15 protein-coding genes are annotated in these 16,740 nt (G+C 69.7%); 8 read left to right on the top strand and 7 right to left on the bottom strand.

What is annotated here, in order from left to right; translation table 11 throughout:
* The first annotated feature begins 129 nt into the window (after positions 1-129).
* The 5 genes from AB0F38_RS21825 to AB0F38_RS21845 all read left to right on the top strand — a co-directional run bounded on the left by AB0F38_RS21825 (position 130) and on the right by AB0F38_RS21845 (position 4,641).
* Positions 130-603, top strand: coding sequence for a DUF5709 domain-containing protein (locus tag AB0F38_RS21825; protein ID WP_361895795.1), 474 nt, complete (start codon positions 130-132; stop codon positions 601-603).
* Positions 604-678: 75 nt separating this feature from the next.
* Positions 679-2,121, top strand: a complete 1,443-nt coding sequence (gene gndA / locus AB0F38_RS21830) for an NADP-dependent phosphogluconate dehydrogenase (RefSeq protein ID WP_361895798.1) — start codon at positions 679-681, stop codon at positions 2,119-2,121.
* A 191-nt stretch (positions 2,122-2,312) separates the two neighbouring features.
* On the top strand, positions 2,313-3,698 hold the full coding sequence (locus tag AB0F38_RS21835; protein ID WP_361895801.1) for a diaminopimelate decarboxylase: 1,386 nt from the start codon (positions 2,313-2,315) through the stop codon (positions 3,696-3,698).
* Between the two features lie 47 nt (positions 3,699-3,745).
* On the top strand, positions 3,746-4,213 hold the full coding sequence (locus tag AB0F38_RS21840) for a MarR family transcriptional regulator (protein WP_361895979.1): 468 nt from the start codon (positions 3,746-3,748) through the stop codon (positions 4,211-4,213).
* Entirely contained in the window at positions 4,210-4,641 is a 432-nt protein-coding gene (locus AB0F38_RS21845; RefSeq protein WP_361895804.1) for a hypothetical protein, read from the top strand. The genes AB0F38_RS21840 and AB0F38_RS21845 overlap by 4 nt, the downstream gene beginning before the upstream one ends.
* 345 nt (positions 4,642-4,986) lie before the next feature.
* Here AB0F38_RS21845 and AB0F38_RS21850 read toward each other — a convergent pair whose 3' ends face one another.
* The 3 genes from AB0F38_RS21850 to AB0F38_RS21860 form a co-directional block, all read right to left on the bottom strand.
* A complete protein-coding gene (locus AB0F38_RS21850; protein ID WP_361895807.1) occupies positions 4,987-5,343 on the bottom strand; it encodes a GNAT family N-acetyltransferase in 357 nt (118 codons plus the stop codon).
* A gap of 41 nt (positions 5,344-5,384) precedes the next feature.
* Complete coding sequence (gene panD / locus AB0F38_RS21855) at positions 5,385-5,810, bottom strand: aspartate 1-decarboxylase (RefSeq protein WP_361895810.1); 426 nt, start codon at positions 5,808-5,810, stop codon at positions 5,385-5,387.
* Positions 5,811-6,205: 395 nt separating this feature from the next.
* A complete protein-coding gene (locus AB0F38_RS21860) occupies positions 6,206-6,628 on the bottom strand; it encodes an IS5 family transposase (protein ID WP_361895813.1) in 423 nt (140 codons plus the stop codon).
* A 663-nt stretch (positions 6,629-7,291) separates the two neighbouring features.
* Here AB0F38_RS21860 and AB0F38_RS21865 point away from each other — a divergent pair.
* A complete protein-coding gene (locus AB0F38_RS21865) occupies positions 7,292-7,657 on the top strand; it encodes a CU044_2847 family protein (protein ID WP_361895816.1) in 366 nt (121 codons plus the stop codon).
* Positions 7,658-7,705: 48 nt separating this feature from the next.
* Positions 7,706-12,067: a trypsin-like peptidase domain-containing protein gene (locus tag AB0F38_RS21870; protein WP_361895819.1), complete on the top strand. Its 4,362-nt coding sequence runs from the start codon at positions 7,706-7,708 to the stop codon at positions 12,065-12,067.
* Between the two features lie 582 nt (positions 12,068-12,649).
* Here AB0F38_RS21870 and AB0F38_RS21875 read toward each other — a convergent pair.
* Both AB0F38_RS21875 and AB0F38_RS21880 read right to left on the bottom strand, forming a co-directional pair.
* Positions 12,650-12,955, bottom strand: a complete 306-nt coding sequence (locus AB0F38_RS21875; protein ID WP_361895822.1) for a hypothetical protein — start codon at positions 12,953-12,955, stop codon at positions 12,650-12,652.
* A gap of 354 nt (positions 12,956-13,309) precedes the next feature.
* Positions 13,310-13,513 (bottom strand): hypothetical protein, encoded by a 204-nt coding sequence (locus AB0F38_RS21880; RefSeq protein ID WP_361895825.1) that lies wholly within the window; start codon positions 13,511-13,513, stop codon positions 13,310-13,312.
* 215 nt (positions 13,514-13,728) lie between these two features.
* On the opposite strand from AB0F38_RS21880, the gene AB0F38_RS21885 reads away from it, so the two are divergent.
* Positions 13,729-14,757, top strand: coding sequence for an NAD-dependent epimerase/dehydratase family protein (locus AB0F38_RS21885; protein WP_361895828.1), 1,029 nt, complete (start codon positions 13,729-13,731; stop codon positions 14,755-14,757).
* Between the two features lie 30 nt (positions 14,758-14,787).
* Here AB0F38_RS21885 and AB0F38_RS21890 read toward each other — a convergent pair whose 3' ends face one another.
* On the bottom strand, positions 14,788-15,900 hold the full coding sequence (locus AB0F38_RS21890) for a HAMP domain-containing sensor histidine kinase (protein ID WP_361895830.1): 1,113 nt from the start codon (positions 15,898-15,900) through the stop codon (positions 14,788-14,790).
* Positions 15,893-16,690 (bottom strand): response regulator transcription factor, encoded by a 798-nt coding sequence (locus AB0F38_RS21895; RefSeq protein WP_361895833.1) that lies wholly within the window; start codon positions 16,688-16,690, stop codon positions 15,893-15,895. The genes AB0F38_RS21890 and AB0F38_RS21895 overlap by 8 nt, the downstream gene beginning before the upstream one ends.
* Positions 16,691-16,740: the final 50 nt, after the last annotated feature.

The raw sequence follows: 16,740 nt of genomic DNA on the forward strand, positions 1-16,740 counted from the left end.
GCCTCCTTCCGTTGCGCCCCCGGCAGGACCGGAGTGGAATTGCATACAGGGACCCGGAAAGGGCGCGACCAACCCCGGCACCCCGCGACGCGGCGGCGACCCATCCACCCCGGACCGAAGGGACACGCCATGACCGACACCGACCGGGGGGACGACGTCTACCAGCCTCAGGAACCGGAGGCCTCGGACCCCGCCGACCTGCTCGACGTGGAGGACACCCTGGACACCACCGGGATCACCGATGTCCTGGACGAGGGCTACTCCCCGCCCGACCGGCCGTGGGCGGTCGACGACGAAGGCACCACCGCATCGGAACAGCACACAGGTGAGTCCCTGGACAGCCGTCTGACCAGGGAGGTTCCCGAGACCGTCGGATCCGCCGACGGACCGGGGGATCTGGTGGACGGCGACGGGGAGCTCTACGACACGGAAGTGGGCACCGACCGGGCCGGGCGGCTCACACAGGGTGGCGACGGCCATGTTCCGGCCACGCTGACCGCCCAGGACGTCGGGATCGACGGTGCGGCCGCATCCGCCGAGGAGGCGGCGATGCACGTGATCCCCGAGGAGGAGGACTTCTTCGGGGAAGAAGCCTCGTACTGAACGCACCGCCGGCGGCACCCGCGCCCCTGACCGGTCACCCTCCGTCACCCCCGAACAGATTGCAGGAGCACACAGATGAGCGGCACTGCGCAGATCGGCGTCACAGGACTCGCGGTGATGGGCCGCAACCTGGCCCGGAACTTCGCCCGCAACGGCTTCACCGTCGCCGTGCACAACCGCACCACCGCGAGGACCGACGCCCTGGTCGAGGAGTTCGGCGACGAGGGCACCTTCGTCGCCGCGCACTCCCCGCAGGAGTTCGTCGCCGCCCTGGAGCGCCCCCGCCGCCTGATCGTCATGGTGAAGGCGGGCGAGCCGACCGACGCCGTGATCACGGGGTTCGCGCCGCTCCTGGAGGAGGGCGACGTCATCATCGACGGTGGCAACGCCCACTTCGAGGACACCCGGCGCCGCGAGAAGGAGCTGCGCGGGCGCGGGATCCACTTCGTCGGCGTGGGCATCTCGGGGGGCGAGGAAGGCGCGCTGAACGGGCCGAGCATCATGCCGGGCGGCTCCGAGGAGTCGTACGCCTCGCTGGGCCCGATGCTGGAGAGGATCGCCGCGAAGGCGAAGGACGGCACCCCCTGCGCCACCCACATCGGGCCGGACGCCGCGGGCCACTTCGTGAAAATGGTCCACAACGGCATCGAGTACGCGGACATGCAGCTCATCGCGGAGGCGTACGACCTGCTGCGGTCGGTCGCCGGTTACTCCCCCGCGCAGATCGCCGAGACCTTCCGCGGCTGGAACACCGGGAGGCTCGACTCCTACCTGATCGAGATCACCGCGGAGGTGCTCGCCCACCAGGACGCGGCCACCGGCAGGCCCTTCGTCGACATCGTGCAGGACCGGGCGGAGCAGAAGGGCACCGGCCGCTGGACGGTGCAGATCGCGCTCGACCTGGGCGTGCCGGTGTCAGGGATCGCCGAGGCCGTCTTCGCGCGCTCCCTGTCCGGGCACGCGGAGCTGCGGGAGGCCGCCCGCGGCCTGCCGGGACCGTCGGCCGTGCCGCTCGGCAAGGACGAGGCCGCGGCCTTCGCCGACCGGGTGGAGCAGGCGCTCTACGCGTCCAAGATCGTGTCGTACACCCAGGGCTTCCACCAGATCCGGGCCGGCAGCGAGGCGTACGACTGGGGCATCGGCCTCGGGTCGGTAGCGGCCGTCTGGCGGGCCGGGTGCATCATCCGCGCCGCGTTCCTGGACCGGATCAGGGCGGCGTACGACAGCCGGCCGGACCTGCCGGGCCTCCTCTCCGACCAGCAGTTCGCCCAGGAGATCGGGGCGGCGCAGGACGACTGGCGCAGCGTGATCGCCGAGGCCGTGCGGCAGGGGGTGCCGACTCCCGGCTTCGCCGCCGCGCTCTCGTACTACGACGGCCTGCGTGCGGACCGGCTGCCCGCGGCCCTCACCCAGGGCCAGCGGGACTTCTTCGGGGCGCACACCTACCGGCGTACCGACCGTGAGGGCTCGTTCCACACGCTCTGGGGCGGCGACAGGTCGGAGACGGCCGCCGGCTGACGGCGGTGAGGCCCCTTCGCGGCTGCTCACCCCCGTTCCAGGAGGTGCGGGGTCCGCGGCATCAGGACGCGACGAGCACCCGGTTCCTCACGCGTTCACCTCCGGGCGCTGGCACCCGGGAGACCGTGGTCCCGCTCCTCGCCTGACCGATACGCCGGACCGCGGCGGCCCCTCTCACCGACACTGGCCGTATGACTCCGACACCTCCTGCGAGTGACCTCGGCGGCCCGTCCGCCACGCCCTCGGACCGGTTCGGCGACGCGGTGCGCCAGGCTGTCGCGGAAGGGCTGCTCAGTGAGGGGCAGCCCGTCGCCGGCTTCCTGGACGCCGACGGGGTGCGTGACTCCGTCACCGCGCTGCACGAGGCCTTCGCGGCCGTACCGGGCGTGCGGGTCCTGCACACCTTCGCCGCGAAGGCCGCCTCGCTCGTCCCGGTGCTGCGGCTGCTCGCCGACTGCGGCATGGGCTGCGAGGTGGCGAGTCCGGGCGAGCTGCGGCTCGCCGTAGAGGCGGGATTCGCCCCGGAGAAGATCGTTCTGGACTCCCCCGCCAAGACCCGGGACGAGCTCCGGACGGGACTGGCGCTCGGCGTGGCCGTGAACGCCGACAGCTTCGACGAGCTCCGCCGCATCGGGGAACTGCGCCCGCCCGGATCGGCGTCCGGCGTCGGTCTGCGGATCAATCCGCAGGTGGGTGAGGGCTCCATCGGGGCGATGAGCACGGCGACGGCCACGTCGAAGTTCGGCGTGGCCCTGCGCGATCCCGGGGTCCGCGAACAGATCGTACGGGCGTTCGCCGAGCGGCCCTGGCTGACCCGGCTGCACGCCCATGTCGGCTCGCAGGGCTGCCCGCTGGAGCTCATCGCGGAGGGCATCGCCGAGACGTACCGGCTGGCCGAGGAGATCAACGGGGCGGTGGGCGCCCGGCAGATCACCAGCCTCGACATCGGCGGTGGCCTGCCGGTCAACTTCGCCGACCACGAGGTCCGCCCCTCGTTCGGCGACTACGTGGCCGCCCTCAGGGCATCGGTTCCCGGGCTGTTCGACGGCAGCTACGACCTGGTCACCGAGTTCGGCCGGTCCCTGCTCGCCAAGAACGGCTTCATCGGGGCGCGCGTGGAGTACACGAAGGACGCGGGCGGAAGCCGGATCGCGCTCACCCATGCGGGCGCCCAGGTCGCCACCCGGACGGTCTTCATGCCCGAGGCCTGGCCGCTCCGGGTCGGCGCGTTCGACGCGGAGGGGCGCCCCCGGAGCGGGCCGCCGATGGTCCAGGACATCGCGGGGCCCTGCTGCTTCGCCGGGGACGTCGTGGCGCACGGGCGGGAGCTGCCCGAGCTGCGGGAGGGCGACTACGTGGTCCTGTACGACACCGGCGCGTACTACTTCTCGACCCACTGGGCCTACAACAGTCTGCCCAGACCCGCCGTGTACGGCTTCGCCGGCGGTCCCGGCGGGGGCGTGCGCTTCGTGCCGGTGCGCGACGCGCAGTCGCTGGACTCGGTCGCGCAGGAGAGCGGGCTGGATCACGCGGCCGCGCTGACGGGGCTGGGTACGGGAGTCCCGCGCACTCAGTAGCCATGTACATAATGTCCATGTACTCTATTTTCATGGACAGCCCATCCGTGAGCAGCACTCCTGAAGGACCCACGCCCGGCTTCCTCGTCTGGCGTCTGTCCATGAAGTGGCGCGTCGCCGTGGACAGGGCGCTCGCGCCTCTGGGCCTGACCCATGCGCAGTACTCGCTGATGGGATCGCTGCTCGGCATGCGCGACGCCGGTGTGCGCCCCAGCCAGCGCGGGCTCGCGGACCGTACGGGGCTCGAACCCCTCTACGTCTCGAAGCTGGCCCGTTCCCTGGAGTCGGCCGGCTTCGTCGAGCGCACGCCGGACCCCGCCGACACCCGGGCGGTCCGCCTGGCCCTCACCGACGAGGGCCGGGCGGTCGCCGTGCGCGCGGTCGTGGTCGTGCGGGAGCTCATGGACCGTCTGCTGGCCCCGCTGGGCGGGGCCGGCGGGGCGGGGACCGAGTCGTTCGTCCGGGAGCTGACGGCACTGCTGAACGAGCCATCACACCCCGAGGAGCAGCCATGACCACCACGACCGTCGACGGCCGGATCATCGGCCAGGCGCACTATGCCACGCGAGCCCTGCTCGAAAGCCTGCTGGCCAGGTCCGGGACGACGTTCCACCAGGCCGTGGCGCTCAACGCCACAGCCGACAGCGGCGGGACGACGGAACGGGCCCGGCTCACGGACCGTATGACCGGCACGCTCAAGACCGATGCGGAGACCGCCGGAGCGGCGATCGACTCCCTGGTCGCGGACGGTCTGCTGGCGGACGCCGGATCCCGCCTGGAGCTCACGGCCTCCGGTCGCGCCCTCCAGGACGGGATCCGGACCGGGACGGCCGGGATCACCGCCCGGCTCTACGCGGACCTGCCGGCCGAGGACCTGGCCGCGGCCGGACGCGTCCTGACCGTGGTCACGGAGCGGGCGAACGCGGCCCTGGCCGCGGGGTAGCGCCGGACCGGCGGTTCATCCCGCGGGCTGGGGCGAGGGTTCCGGCTCGGGAACGGGCTCCGGGTTCGGGCTCGGCGGCTGCGGAATCGGGTCCGGCGCCGGGCCGGGAGGCACGGGCCCCGGCGGCACCGGAGGCGGGGAGGGCACCGGCGTCGGCGGACCGGGCATGGGCGGGGGCGTCGGCGCGGGCGGTACGGGGTCGGGGAACGGGTGGGTCATCTCGGGCCTCCAAAGCGGCGAAACGGGCGCGTGGATCTCTTCTCCACCGTCTCCCCGTGCGGCTGCCCGCGCCTGCCGAGTCCACACGTCCGGCCGTGCCGGCCGTCGGCCGTCAGGCGTCGGCCTTCAGAGCAGCTCGGGATGCGACCCGAGCTGCCGACGCGCTCCCCGCACGAGCTCCTCGGGAGCCACGGGAGCCTGCTCGGGGTGACGCTGGGCCCACTTCGCGACGTACGGGCAGAGCGGGACGACCGGAACGCCCTCGCGGGCCGCCATGGCGTAGAACTCCCCGGCCAGGGCACCCGCGATGCCCTTGCCCTCGTGCGCCGGCCGGACGACGGTGTGCACGGCGACGAGAGCACCGGGCTCGGGGGACATCACGAAGTACGCGATGACTCCGGCGGCCGCACCGTCCTCGTACGCCACGAGCTTGCCGTGCGCCCGGTCGTCACGGATCTCGACTGCGGGGTTCTCTGCTGCCATGCCGGGTGCTCCCTCGCTGGGTGGACGCGGACGGTGGGGGATCAGCCGTGCGCGGGGACCGCGTGCGGGCTCCGCTCGGTACGGGTGCCCGGCACGGGTGCCGACGCGTCGGCACCCAGGGCCACGATCCGGTTCCCGGCGTCGACGTGCACGATGCTCGGCACGAGCGCGCGGGCCTCGGCGTCGTCGACCTGGGCGTAGCTGATCAGGATGACCAGGTCACCGGGGTGCACGAGGTGGGCGGCCGCGCCGTTGATCCCGATGACACCGGAGCCGCGTTCACCCTCGATGACATAGGTCTCGAGCCGGGCACCGTTGTCTATGTCAACGATATGGACGAGCTCGCCGGGCAGCAGGTCGGCGGCGTCCATCAGATCCGCGTCGACCGTCACGGAGCCGACATAGTGGAGGTCGGCCTGGGTCACGGTCGCCCGGTGAATCTTGGACTTGAATATTGTTCGCATCATCGAGCTACTCCTGGACATAGGCTCCCTGCCTGCGTTTTTCAGGTCAAGGGCTGTTTCCACACCCTACAACGAGTCGCAAGTTCAGGCAGCTGTCCCCAGGTTTTTCAGGACTCATGCTGACCACTTGCTGACTTTCCTGACGCACCATCAGGCAGCGCCGGGGGCTCCACTCACTTTCCCTGGCTCCACCGCGACGACCCCACAAGCCTACGCAGCACACCCCCAAGAGCCCACGTGATCACCGTCATTCTCACAGAGCGGCGACGCCCGATCCGCGCGTACACGAGGACTCGTCGCCGCAGGGACCCTCAAGACGGCGCGGCAACTTAGCAGTGAATCCCGGATCGGCGAAATCGACGCTTCTCGGCCATCGCAGGCGAGATGGATTTTGGTGGTCAGGCCTCCGCGGGATCGGCCGAGGGCGTGATCGTCCGGTTCGTGCGCCCGGTGCTTCCCCCTTTTCGCCCCGTGGCGGCGGCATGCTGGTGGGCGCGGATGATGGTGGAGTCGATCTGGACCAGCCAGTCGATGTCACCAGCCGCATCGGCCTGGGCCTGGATCTGCTGCAGGGCCCGGGTGAACACTCCAGCGATGGCATAACGGCGGAAGCGGGTGTAGACCGACTTCCACGAGCCGTAACGTTCCGGCAGGTCACGCCAGGAAACCCCGGTCCGGATCTTGTAGACCATCCCGTTGATGACCCTGCGGTCCTCCGCGCGAGGCCGGCCTCTGCCAGCACTCGGTATCAGCGGAGCCAGCAACTCCCACTCAACATCAGACAGTTCATGACGACAAATCACGACACCACGATCCATCATCGAACGATCATTTGAAGACGGACTCTAATGCAGGGCGCAGCGATGTCCATCGTCAGAGTCGCGTGCGACGCCCCGTTTTTCGCGTCGACCCCGCTCAGCGGCCCCGGCTTGAGGGAATCCGCAACAACCTGACCGACTGGATCACCGAAACGAGCGAGAAGGCTGGCTTGGCGAGGCCGAGGGCCTGCGCGTCAGTCTTGCCGCCGCAGATGACAAGCTGGTCCAACTCGACGAACGCAGCCGCCAGGCCATCACCTGCAACCTTGGCATCCCGGCCTTCGGCAAGATCGCCGGCCGGACCGTCACCGTTACCGTGACTCCGACGAGGAGCCGAGACCTCGCGGACAAGTCACCCGACCGAGGGACCAGGCGGTGAACCCTCCGGGCAGCAGCACCACCGCTGCCAGGGCGCGCTCAGCCGTGCGGTGCGGTTTTGCGTCGTGCTCCTTCTCGTGACATGCACGTGCCTTTCGGGTTGGTGGGGTCCGGCGTCCGGAAGCGCCGCGTCCACCGAGTCCGACTCGGGTGGGGCTTCACCACTTGTATGTTCGAATGTCATGAGTGAGTAACTGGAACGCGAGGCGGGCCGTGCCGACGACTTCCACCGGCGAACCGTGCACGGGATTCGTTATGCTCTCCAGCTTCCGAGTGCTGGAGGACGCAATGAGTGAACGCCCGGTCCACACAGTTGAGGTGCCCCTCCGTGACGGTGGCGAAGAGACAATACGGGTGCAGATCCGCGAAGTGGACGAATCCCTGGTGCGGGTGGGTCGCGGTGGCCGTTCCGTGGCGCGGGCCCAGAGATCGTTCGGCGAGATGCTGGACACCGTACGGCCCGTCGCGGAGAGCTTCGTCGGACGGTTCCGGGGGTTGGCCAACGCGCCTGATGAGATCACTCTGGAGTTCGGGGTGTCGCTGTCGGCCGAGGCCGATGTGGTCATCGCGAGCACCGCCACTGCGGCGAACTTTTCTGTGACCCTCACATGGAACAGGAGTGACGATCCTGAGACAACGGTCAATAACTCGTGAGAAGTTGAGCCGGTGGGGATTGTTGGGCCGTGGTGAAACGGAGGCCATGTGACGGGGGCGGAGCCGCAGGAGCCTGACGAGGCGCTGGTCTCATCGGTCGTCCGGATCAAGGGGCAGAACGGTGAGCCCGTGGGCACGGGCTTCCTCCTGGCACCGGACGTCGTGCTGACCTGCGCCCATGTGGTGGCGTACGCCTCGGGGGAGGAACACGGCGCGGCGAGGGTGGCGGCCGGGACCCCGGTCACGCTGGACATGCCGCTGGACGTGGGCCTGGCGGGGCGGTCTTGGACCGCCGAGGTCGAACACTGCGTCGAGGAGAAGGACGATCGCACCGGGGACGTCGCCGTCCTGCGCGTACAGGGCGCGATACCGGGCGGCCGTCCGCTGGCCCTGGCCGAGCCCGCGACCGCCTGGGACAAAAGAGTCGGCATCGTCGGATTCACGGGACGACGGCCGGGTGGATCCTGGTACTGGGGAGTCCTCGGCGGGCCGACGGAGGAGGGCTGGCGACAGCTCTCTCGGACCGATGAGACCAGGCCCTACATCGAGGAGGGCTTCAGCGGCAGCCCTGTCTGGGATTCCCGCGGCCGTGCGGTCGTGGGCCTCGTCGCGGTGACCCAGCGGGGGCGAAACGAGGCCCAACAGACGTTCGTGATCCGCGCGAGCACGGTGCTGAGGCTCATCCCCGAACTCGAGAAGATCGTGGAGCCGCCGTCGCCCTTCCGGAGCCTCAAGACCTTCCAAGAGTGCGACGTGGACGTCTACTTCGGCCGTGACGACGACAAGGCGAAGGTGACCAGAGCCCTGCTGGGCGGGCGCCCGAGCGTCACCGTGTACGGGCCGTCGGGCTCGGGCAAGTCGTCGCTCGCGCTGGCTGGTGTGGTGCCCAAGATGCGTGAGAAGGGGTACGACGTCCTAGTGGTGGACGCCGGGCCAGTCTCCTCGCCGCTGGCCGCGCTCGCCACCGAGCTGTACGAGGCCTACGGCACTGGGCGGCACGGGGCGCGGAACGCCGGTGAAGTACAGGAGTGGCTCACGGAGCTAGGGCTCGTGGACACCCTCCATCGCCTGCGTGGGAAGTCGGGCGGCAAGCTCCTCGTCGTACTCGACCAGGCCGAAGCACTGCTTGCCGGCAAGGAAACCGAGGTCGCCCAGGCGGTCGATGTGCTCTTCCCAGAGAACCGGCCGGTCGGCGCGCCCAGCGTCCTGGTCACACTCCGGGCCGACTTCATCGACGCCGCCCTCAGACACCCGAGCCTCGGTCCCGCGCTGCAACGCGGAGATACCCTGCCGCTGACGCCGATGTCCCGCAAGCAGCTCACGGATGTGATCACCAAGCCGCTGAATGACCTCCCGGGCGTCGCCGTGACCTACGAACCAGGGCTCGTCGAACGGATCCTGGACGATGCCGGCAGCGAAGCGGGGACACTGCCGCTCCTCGGCTTCGTCCTGGAAAAGCTATGGGAGGGCAAGGAGGGCAGCCGACTCCGGACTGCGACGTACGAGGAGGCTGGTGGTATCTCCGGCGCGCTGGCAGGCCATGCCACGCAGGCCTGGGACGAGTGCGTCACAGACGAGGAGAAGCAGAAGGACGGCGAGGCGAGTCGGCTGCTCACCGGGCTCGTCCGGGTGCTGCCAGGCAGCCCTCATCCGCTGCGCCGCAGGCTCACCCGGCAGGAGGCGGGCGACAAGCGATGGGATATCGCGATCCGGCTCGCCAGCTCCGAGCGCCGACTGCTCGTCGTCCACGGCGGGCAGGGAGAACCGGAGGCCGTCGAACTGGCCCATGAAGCGCTGGTCACCGAATGGCCAGCCCTCCAGGAGCAGGTCCGATCCGACAACGAGTTCCTGGCGGCGCGGTGGGAACTCGCCCATGAGCGTGAGCGGTGGGCCGAAGGGGACAAGGCGGCAGGGCTGCTACCCGGGCGCCTTCAACTTGCCGGTCTGGAACGACACTTGAAAAACCGGGAGGCCGAACTCGACCCGGTCGAACGGAATTTCCTCGAACTCACGCGACAGCGCCGCCGCGCGCGACGGAACCAGCTGCGCGCCGCGTGGATCGCGACCGCCATGGTGCTCGCGGTGATCGCCGGGCTCAGCACGTTCCTCGTCTACCAGGGGAAGGTCAGCGAACGGCGGGACACGGAGGCACGCTCCCGGGCGATGTCCGTCCTCGCGGGCCAGTTAGACAGTAGTGATCCGGGACAGGCCGCACTCGTCGCCATGGCGGCGTACGAGATCGCGCCGACGCAGGAGGCCCGCAACGCCGTGCTGCGCGGATACGACCGGTTCAAGCGGGCCGACTGGGTGCTCAGCGGCACCGAGGGGAAGATCGTCGATACGGCGATGAGCACCGACGGCACGGTAACGCTGGTGACGACCCAGCTCGGGCGTGCGTCACTATTCGTCCGCAGAGCCGGGAAGCGCATCACGAGTACGCGGCTTCGTCTCAATGAGATGGCCTTCCGCCCGATGGTAAGCAGGGACGGGCGGCGGATCGCCTACACGTCGGGAGCAGGCGCGCTGGTATGGCACGACCTCGATCCGGAGGCGGACAGTACGGCGGAACTGCTGGGGCCGGCACACACGATCCGTAACGGCGAGTTCATGGACAGGGCTGAGGAACAGGGGCACAGCAGCGATCAGGTCCATACCGCGGACTTCTCCCCGGACGCCCGGCGAGTGGTCACGGTGGCAGCCGACGGGCGGCTGCGACTGTGGGATCTGGAGACGCAACGGCATGAGGGACTTCCCTCGCAGCTGCCCGCGTTCGAGGCCGTGTGGTTCGGATCGGACGGCGACACGCTTGTGGCCCAGCGGCGCAAAGCCGACAAGTACGCGTTCGTGGCGGTGAACACCGGTACCGGCAGGATCCGCGAGCTGGCGACCGACGTGGGGACCTTCTCTCCCACCGACGGCGTGTACAGCGCCCCCGCGGTCAGTCTCTCGGGCGACGGTGGGGTGCTGACGTGGTGTCGGGTGGAGCCTGACAAGGACGGCTTCAACAACGGTGTATACCGTTTCGTGCGCGTGGGTGACGGGCGGGTGCTGAACCGCTACAGCAGCGATTCGTACGGCTGCGACGGTGTCTCTCTGAACGAGTCGGGGCAGCGTTTCGCGGTGTACGGCGGCGAGTGGGTGCTCGGTGACAATCGACAAGGCGGGGGAGAGAGGAAGGCGATGGGGCCGAAGCCGGCCAACTTCGGCAGCCGGCTTCTCGGAGATTCGGCCCATCCCGTAGTCACCACCTGGGACGAGACGACGGTGACGGGGCTGTCCCTGCAACCGATCAGCGGCAGTGAGTACAACATGGTCGCCAGCAACCCGGTGCTGATCGACGAAGGTCGTATCCAGGTTGCCCAGGTGACCCGGACCAGGGGCTCCTCCGGCCTCACCGCTGAAAAGCTCGTGCTCTACGACGTGGTGACCGACAAGGTGACGACCGAGGTGAAGCGGCCCACGACGGATGCGCCTGAAGACCCCAGTCCCAGCAGCGTGCTGGCGGTGAACAACGCCGAGACCCTGGTAGCCGACGTGGTGGGACGCAACAAGATCCTTATCCGGAGTCTTCCGTCCCTACGCGAGGTTGCGGAGATCACCACGCTCATGCCCCCTGTCAGTAAGGACGGGAAGCCGGAGCCGCTGTCGCTCTTCTTTGCGAGAGAAAACGAACTGATCACACGGTCTGGCAGCCGGATCGAGCGATGGAACACCAGGGAGGGCCGACGGCTCTCAGAACCTGTGGACGCGCGTGACCTCGGGCTCGCCAAGGAGAACCCACCGGTGTACACCTCGGAGGAAAAGCCCCTTGACTCCGGCTTCGCGGTGAACAGGCGCCCCGAGCAGGGATACGTACAGATCACGGTCCGGGGTTACCCGACACTGCACGCCATCGATCTGCGCACAGGCAAAGAGAACAAGGCGCTGAGCGTCAGCCTCGCGCCGGACAACGACCGTGCGTTCCTCGACAGCAGCGGGCGATATGCGGCCGCGAAGACGAAGGGCTCCATGCTGGAGCTGTGGTCGGTGCAGCCGGGGCGAAAAGCCCACAGAGTGGTGGGTCCGATAGGGCCACTAGGAGCGAACGACGTGTCCTGGGGGGATGGGTTCCAGCTCGGCTTCACCGGGCACGGGACCGAGTTCTTCGTGGCCAACGAAAACTCGGTGCGTTTCCAGCGGGCGGACGACCCCAGCCACTTCGACTCCTACGACTTCGCGGAGGACCAGCACTTCGTCGCAGCGAGCAGGGACGGCAAGGCGTTGGTACGGGTCGTCGACGGTCGCGGGGACCTGATCCGTCTCGATCCCGGCCTGTGGAAACGCCACCTGTGCGACGTTGTCGGCCGTGACCTCACTCAGGACGAACGCCGTGGGATGCCCGGCGGACTCCCTGACCGGATCTGCTCCTGAACACAGGCGAACCAGTGGGCACTCGGTGAAGTGAGGGGGAAAACCCTTGTACGGCATCGATCCAAGGGGTTCTTCCGGGCGAGGACCGAACCTAGTCCCGGACTTCACAGGTTCCTCGATCGTGAAGTCAGTGGTCATAGCCCAGCCAAGCAACGATCGACTCGGACATGCGGTTACCACTGCCCGCGCTTTGCCGTGTGGCGGTCGGAGGCGGCGAGATGAGCCGCAGGTCCCCGCAAGGCCATCGTCGCCACCCGCCCTTTGCCGACCGGTCCACGGCTACGTCATGCAACCAGGCAGCCCAAGCCCTTCCACCGGCCTGCGGGCGCGGTGGTGGTCCAGGACGACGCCGGCCGGTACAACCTGCCCGGCGGAACGCCGGAGGCGACCGACGCCGGAGGCTACGCTGCGGCGCGAATGCTACGAGAACCAGTTGGTACTGGAAGACTGGCGGCCGGTGGGCTATCAGCTAGTCAGTGAGGACACCGCGTACGTGCAGTGCCGCCGCAGTATGTCAGCCCTCCCCCGCCGACAGCCCGTCGTCACACCCCCGCGCCACCATGGGATGGGATGTGCCCATCTTCAGCCGGGCACTCGTCCAGTTCCTCGCGGCCCCGGGAGCCGGGTAACCTGCTGAGCCGCTGCGAGTTCTTCGCGGGTCTGCTCTAGCTCCAGGGACAGCTCGGTGGCGGCGCGCACGAGGGCGTGAACCCGTTCTCGCTCTGCTGCGAGTTCCCTCTTGATCTTCGCTAAGGTTTCGCGCAGGACGATGTTCTCCTCGGCCATGCTCTGGACGACCTGCGGAGTGAAGTTCTGTGCCCTGGCCCGCGCCCGGAACTCGTCCACAAGCTCTTTGTGATCGCCGTAGACGACGTCGCGCCGTAGCACGCACTCGGCGATCAGCTCGGTCCCCGTGAGCTTTCCGGCGGGCGAGCGCAGGGGCCTCCCGGCCAGAAGGCATTCTGCGGCGGCGCGTATTTCGTCGCGTTCTGTTACCCAGTGTCGCCAGGGTGAAGCCCTTGAAGTCGCATTCCAGCACGGCCGGGTACGTCGACCAGTGGAGCATGATCGGCTGGGTGTGCTGGTCCGGCTGGGCTTCCGCCAGCGACCAGGCGGGATCCCTAACCCGCGACAGTGCCGCACGGTCGGCTCCGTTCCGCAGAGACTGGGCGTGGAGCACTGCTCTGTCCGCGAGATCGCTCAGCAGCGACGGCAAGGTGGCCGCAGCGTTATGGAACGTGGTCATCGCAGATCCATCCGTCCGGCCATCAGGTCATTGATCATTTCTGTCTGCTGCTCTGTGAGACGCTGCCGCGCCTGGTCCTGTTCGGACTTGTGGTACTGGCCCACCAAGTCCTCAAGTCGCTCGTGGTGCACCGCGTGTCGCGCTCTCCACGTCGCCGAGTCGGCGTGAACTTTCAAGATGGTCATCTGCCACAGCGGCACGAGCCCTTCCCCGCCCGCCTGCTTCCAGATCCGCTGGATCCGTTCGTTGGCGGCGGTGAACGTGTCCTCCCAGCCCTCGACCTGACCACTTGCTGACCTTCCTGACGCACCGCAGAGCGTAGGACTGGAAGGGAAGGCCGCGGATCCTCTTACGGATCCGTGACGCGCGGCCCGTCGGACGCCTCGCCGGGACCGAGGCGGCATAGCTTCGGGGCATGCGCGTACTTGTGACTGGAGGAGCGGGCTTCATCGGCTCGCACATCGTCGCCGAGCTGATCGGACGCGGGCACGACCCCGTGGTCTTCGACATGACGGAGGACGGGCGGGACGTACGGGATCCCGCCGCCGTGCGGAAAGCCCTGGCCGGGGCCGATGCGGTCTGTCACCAGGCGGCCAAGGTGGGCCTGGGCAAGGACTTCGGGGACGCACCCGGGTACGTGTCGGTCAACGAGCTCGGTACAGCGGTGCTGCTGGCCGAGATGGCGGAGGCGGGTGTGCGACGGCTGCTGCTCGCCGGGTCGATGGTCGTCTACGGCGAGGGACGGTACGAGTGTGCCGCACACGGCGTGATCCGGCCCGGTCCGCGTGCCGAGGCCGATCTGAAGGCCGGACGGTTCGAGCCGCGCTGTCCTCGCTGTGGTGCCGACCTGGCACCCGGACTGGTCGCCGAGGACGCGCCGATGGACCCGCGGAACGTCTACGCCGCCACCAAGCTCGCCCAAGAGCACCTCGCGTCCTCGTGGGCCCGGGCGATCGACGGACGCGTGATCTCGCTGCGCTACCACAACGTCTACGGGCCGGGGATGCCCCGCGACACCCCGTACGCGGGCGTGGCCGCCCTGTTCCGTTCCGCGCTCGCGCGCGGCGAATCGCCGCGCGTCTTCGAGGACGGCGGACAGCGGCGGGACTTCGTCCACGTACGGGACGTGGCCTCGGCCAACGCGGTGGCGCTGGAGGCTCTGGCGGACGGGCCGGGCTTCGCCGCGTACAACGTCGGCAGCGGCGATCCGAGGACCGTCGGCGACATGGCACAGGCACTGGCCGGCGCGTGCGGAGGCCCGGACCCGGTCGTCACGGGCGAGTACCGGCTGGGCGACGTGCGGCACATCACCGCCGACTCCGCGCGGCTGCGCCGCGAGCTGGGCTGGCGCCCGACCGTGCCGTTCGCCGACGGGATGGCCGAGCTCACGGGCGGTGCGGAAGGCCAGGCCCTGCGGGAGGCCGGGCTCGCCCGGCAGCCGTAGGGCAGCGGTGGGCCGACCTGGCGGGAACGGCTACCCCGCCGGTGCCGGCAGGGTCAGTTCGAAGCGGCAGCCGCCAGAGACGTTGCGGACGTCGGCCCGGCCCGCGTGGGCCTCGACGATGCCCCGGACGATCGCCAGGCCGAGGCCCGCCCCCGAGGGTGGAGTACGTGCCGGGGCGCCACGCCAGCCGGTGTCGAAGACGCGCGGGAGGTCTTCCTCGGGAATGCCTCCACAGGCGTCGGTGACCGAGAGCACCACGGCGTCCGCCCGGCGTTCGGCGGCGATCGCGACGGTGCCGTCGGCGGGGGTGTGGCGGATGGCGTTCACGAGGAGGTTGGAGAGGACTCGGGTCATCTCCTTGCCGTCCACCTCCACCGGGAGCGGTGCGACGCCGTCCCCCGCCAGGCGCACGCCGTGTTCCCGGGCAAGGGCGTCGGCGCCGGCCAGGGCGTCTCCGACCAGGTCGTAGAGGGACATCCGGGTGGGGCTGAGGGACAGCGCGCCGGCGTGGATGCGGGCGAGCTCGAAGAGGTCGCCGACCATGGAGTTGAGGCGGTCGACCTCGGTGCGCATCTGGCGGTGGTAGCGGGCGGGATCGGCCGCCATGCCGTCCTCCAGCGCCTCCGACATGGCGCGCAGCCCGGCCAGTGGGGTGCGCAGGTCGTGCGAGATCCAGGCCACGAGCTCGCGCCGGGACGTCTCCAGGGCCCGCTCGCGTTCGCGGGAGGCGGTCAGCCGTTCGCTGGTGAGGGCGAGCTCGCGGCTCAGGGCCGCGAATTCGGCGGGGGCGGGGGCGAGCGGTGGCGTGAAGGTGCCCTGCTCCCCGAAACCGCGGGCCGCACGGACGAGTTCCCGGCAGCGTCGTACTACCTGGCGGCCGAGGAGCAGCGCGGTGGCCAGCGACACGGCGGCTGCCATCGCGACGACCGTGGTCACCACGGCCAGGTCGTGGGAGGACAGGAACATCGCCCACGCCACCGCGAGCGTCCCGGCGAGCATCGCGGACACGGCGACGGCGGCGACGACGGTGAGGGACACCGCGAGACTCCGGTGCCTGAGGACGCGCAGCGCCACGGCTCCCAGAAGCCCCGCGGCGCCTGCGCCGAGGAGGGCGTACAGGGCGATCAGCAGCAGGTCACGCATGGCCGGCCGCCGTCTCGGCAGCCGTGGCTGGGCTCGCCTCGAAGCGGTAGCCGACGCCCCAGACGGTCTGGATCAGTCGCGGGCTCGCCGGGTCGTCCTCGACCTTTCCGCGGAGCCGGCGCACGTGGACGGTCACGGTGGACAGGTCTCCGAAGTCCCAGCCCCAGACCTCGCGCATCAGCCGCTCCCGGTCGCAGACCCGCCCCGGGTGCCGCAGGAAGTAGGCGAGGAGGTCGAACTCCCGCAGGGTGAGGGCGAGTTCCCCGCCGTTCTTGGTGACCCGACGCGCCGCCGGGTCCAAGGACAGACCCGCCGCGGCAAGGCGTGGCTCACCGGCCGGAGCGGCGGCCTTCGCCCGGCGCAGGACCGACTGCACCCGAAGGACGAGCTCTCGCGGGCTGAAGGGCTTGGTCACGTAGTCGTCCGCGCCCACCTCCAGGCCCAGGATCCGGTCGTCCTCGTCGCCGCGCGCGGTCAGCATGATGACCGGGACGGGCCGTGTGCCGCTCTCCCGCGCGCGCAGTCGGCGGCAGACCTCCAGCCCGTCCATACCGGGCAGCATCAGGTCGAGCACCATGAGGTCGGGCCGGCGCTCTTCGACGGCGCGCAGTGCGGCCGGCCCGTCCGCCGCCAGGCGAACCGCGAAACCGGCCCGCTCCAGATACCCGGCCACGACCTCCGAGACGGTCGGATCATCGTCCACGACGAGAACACCGCCCAGCGCACCGATCTCGCCGGTGCCGTCGGGACGGTGCCCTTCGTACGCGCTCTCCCCATCGCTCACTGCCATGACTCAAGGTTGTCACCCGGCTGGGCCCAGGTGTGGCGCAGGTACCCCTC

Source organism: Streptomyces sp. NPDC025273 (assembly GCF_040638585.1).
GTDB classification, from domain to species: domain Bacteria; phylum Actinomycetota; class Actinomycetes; order Streptomycetales; family Streptomycetaceae; genus Streptomyces; species Streptomyces cinereorectus.

Bases quoted from the DNA above. Each gene is read 5' to 3' on its own strand.
- AB0F38_RS21885 (WP_361895828.1), top strand. From the start codon at position 13,729: ATGCGCGTACTTGTGACTGGAGGAGCGGGCTTCATCGGCTCGCACATC.
- AB0F38_RS21835 (WP_361895801.1), top strand. From the start codon at position 2,313: ATGACTCCGACACCTCCTGCGAGTGACCTCGGCGGCCCGTCCGCCACG.
- panD (WP_361895810.1), bottom strand. From the start codon at position 5,810: ATGATGCGAACAATATTCAAGTCCAAGATTCACCGGGCGACCGTGACC.
- AB0F38_RS21865 (WP_361895816.1), top strand. From the start codon at position 7,292: ATGAGTGAACGCCCGGTCCACACAGTTGAGGTGCCCCTCCGTGACGGT.
- AB0F38_RS21860 (WP_361895813.1), bottom strand. From the start codon at position 6,628: ATGATGGATCGTGGTGTCGTGATTTGTCGTCATGAACTGTCTGATGTT.
- AB0F38_RS21850 (WP_361895807.1), bottom strand. From the start codon at position 5,343: ATGGCAGCAGAGAACCCCGCAGTCGAGATCCGTGACGACCGGGCGCAC.
- gndA (WP_361895798.1), top strand. From the start codon at position 679: ATGAGCGGCACTGCGCAGATCGGCGTCACAGGACTCGCGGTGATGGGC.
- AB0F38_RS21845 (WP_361895804.1), top strand. From the start codon at position 4,210: ATGACCACCACGACCGTCGACGGCCGGATCATCGGCCAGGCGCACTAT.
- AB0F38_RS21890 (WP_361895830.1), bottom strand. From the start codon at position 15,900: ATGCGTGACCTGCTGCTGATCGCCCTGTACGCCCTCCTCGGCGCAGGC.
- AB0F38_RS21825 (WP_361895795.1), top strand. From the start codon at position 130: ATGACCGACACCGACCGGGGGGACGACGTCTACCAGCCTCAGGAACCG.
- AB0F38_RS21895 (WP_361895833.1), bottom strand. From the start codon at position 16,690: ATGGCAGTGAGCGATGGGGAGAGCGCGTACGAAGGGCACCGTCCCGAC.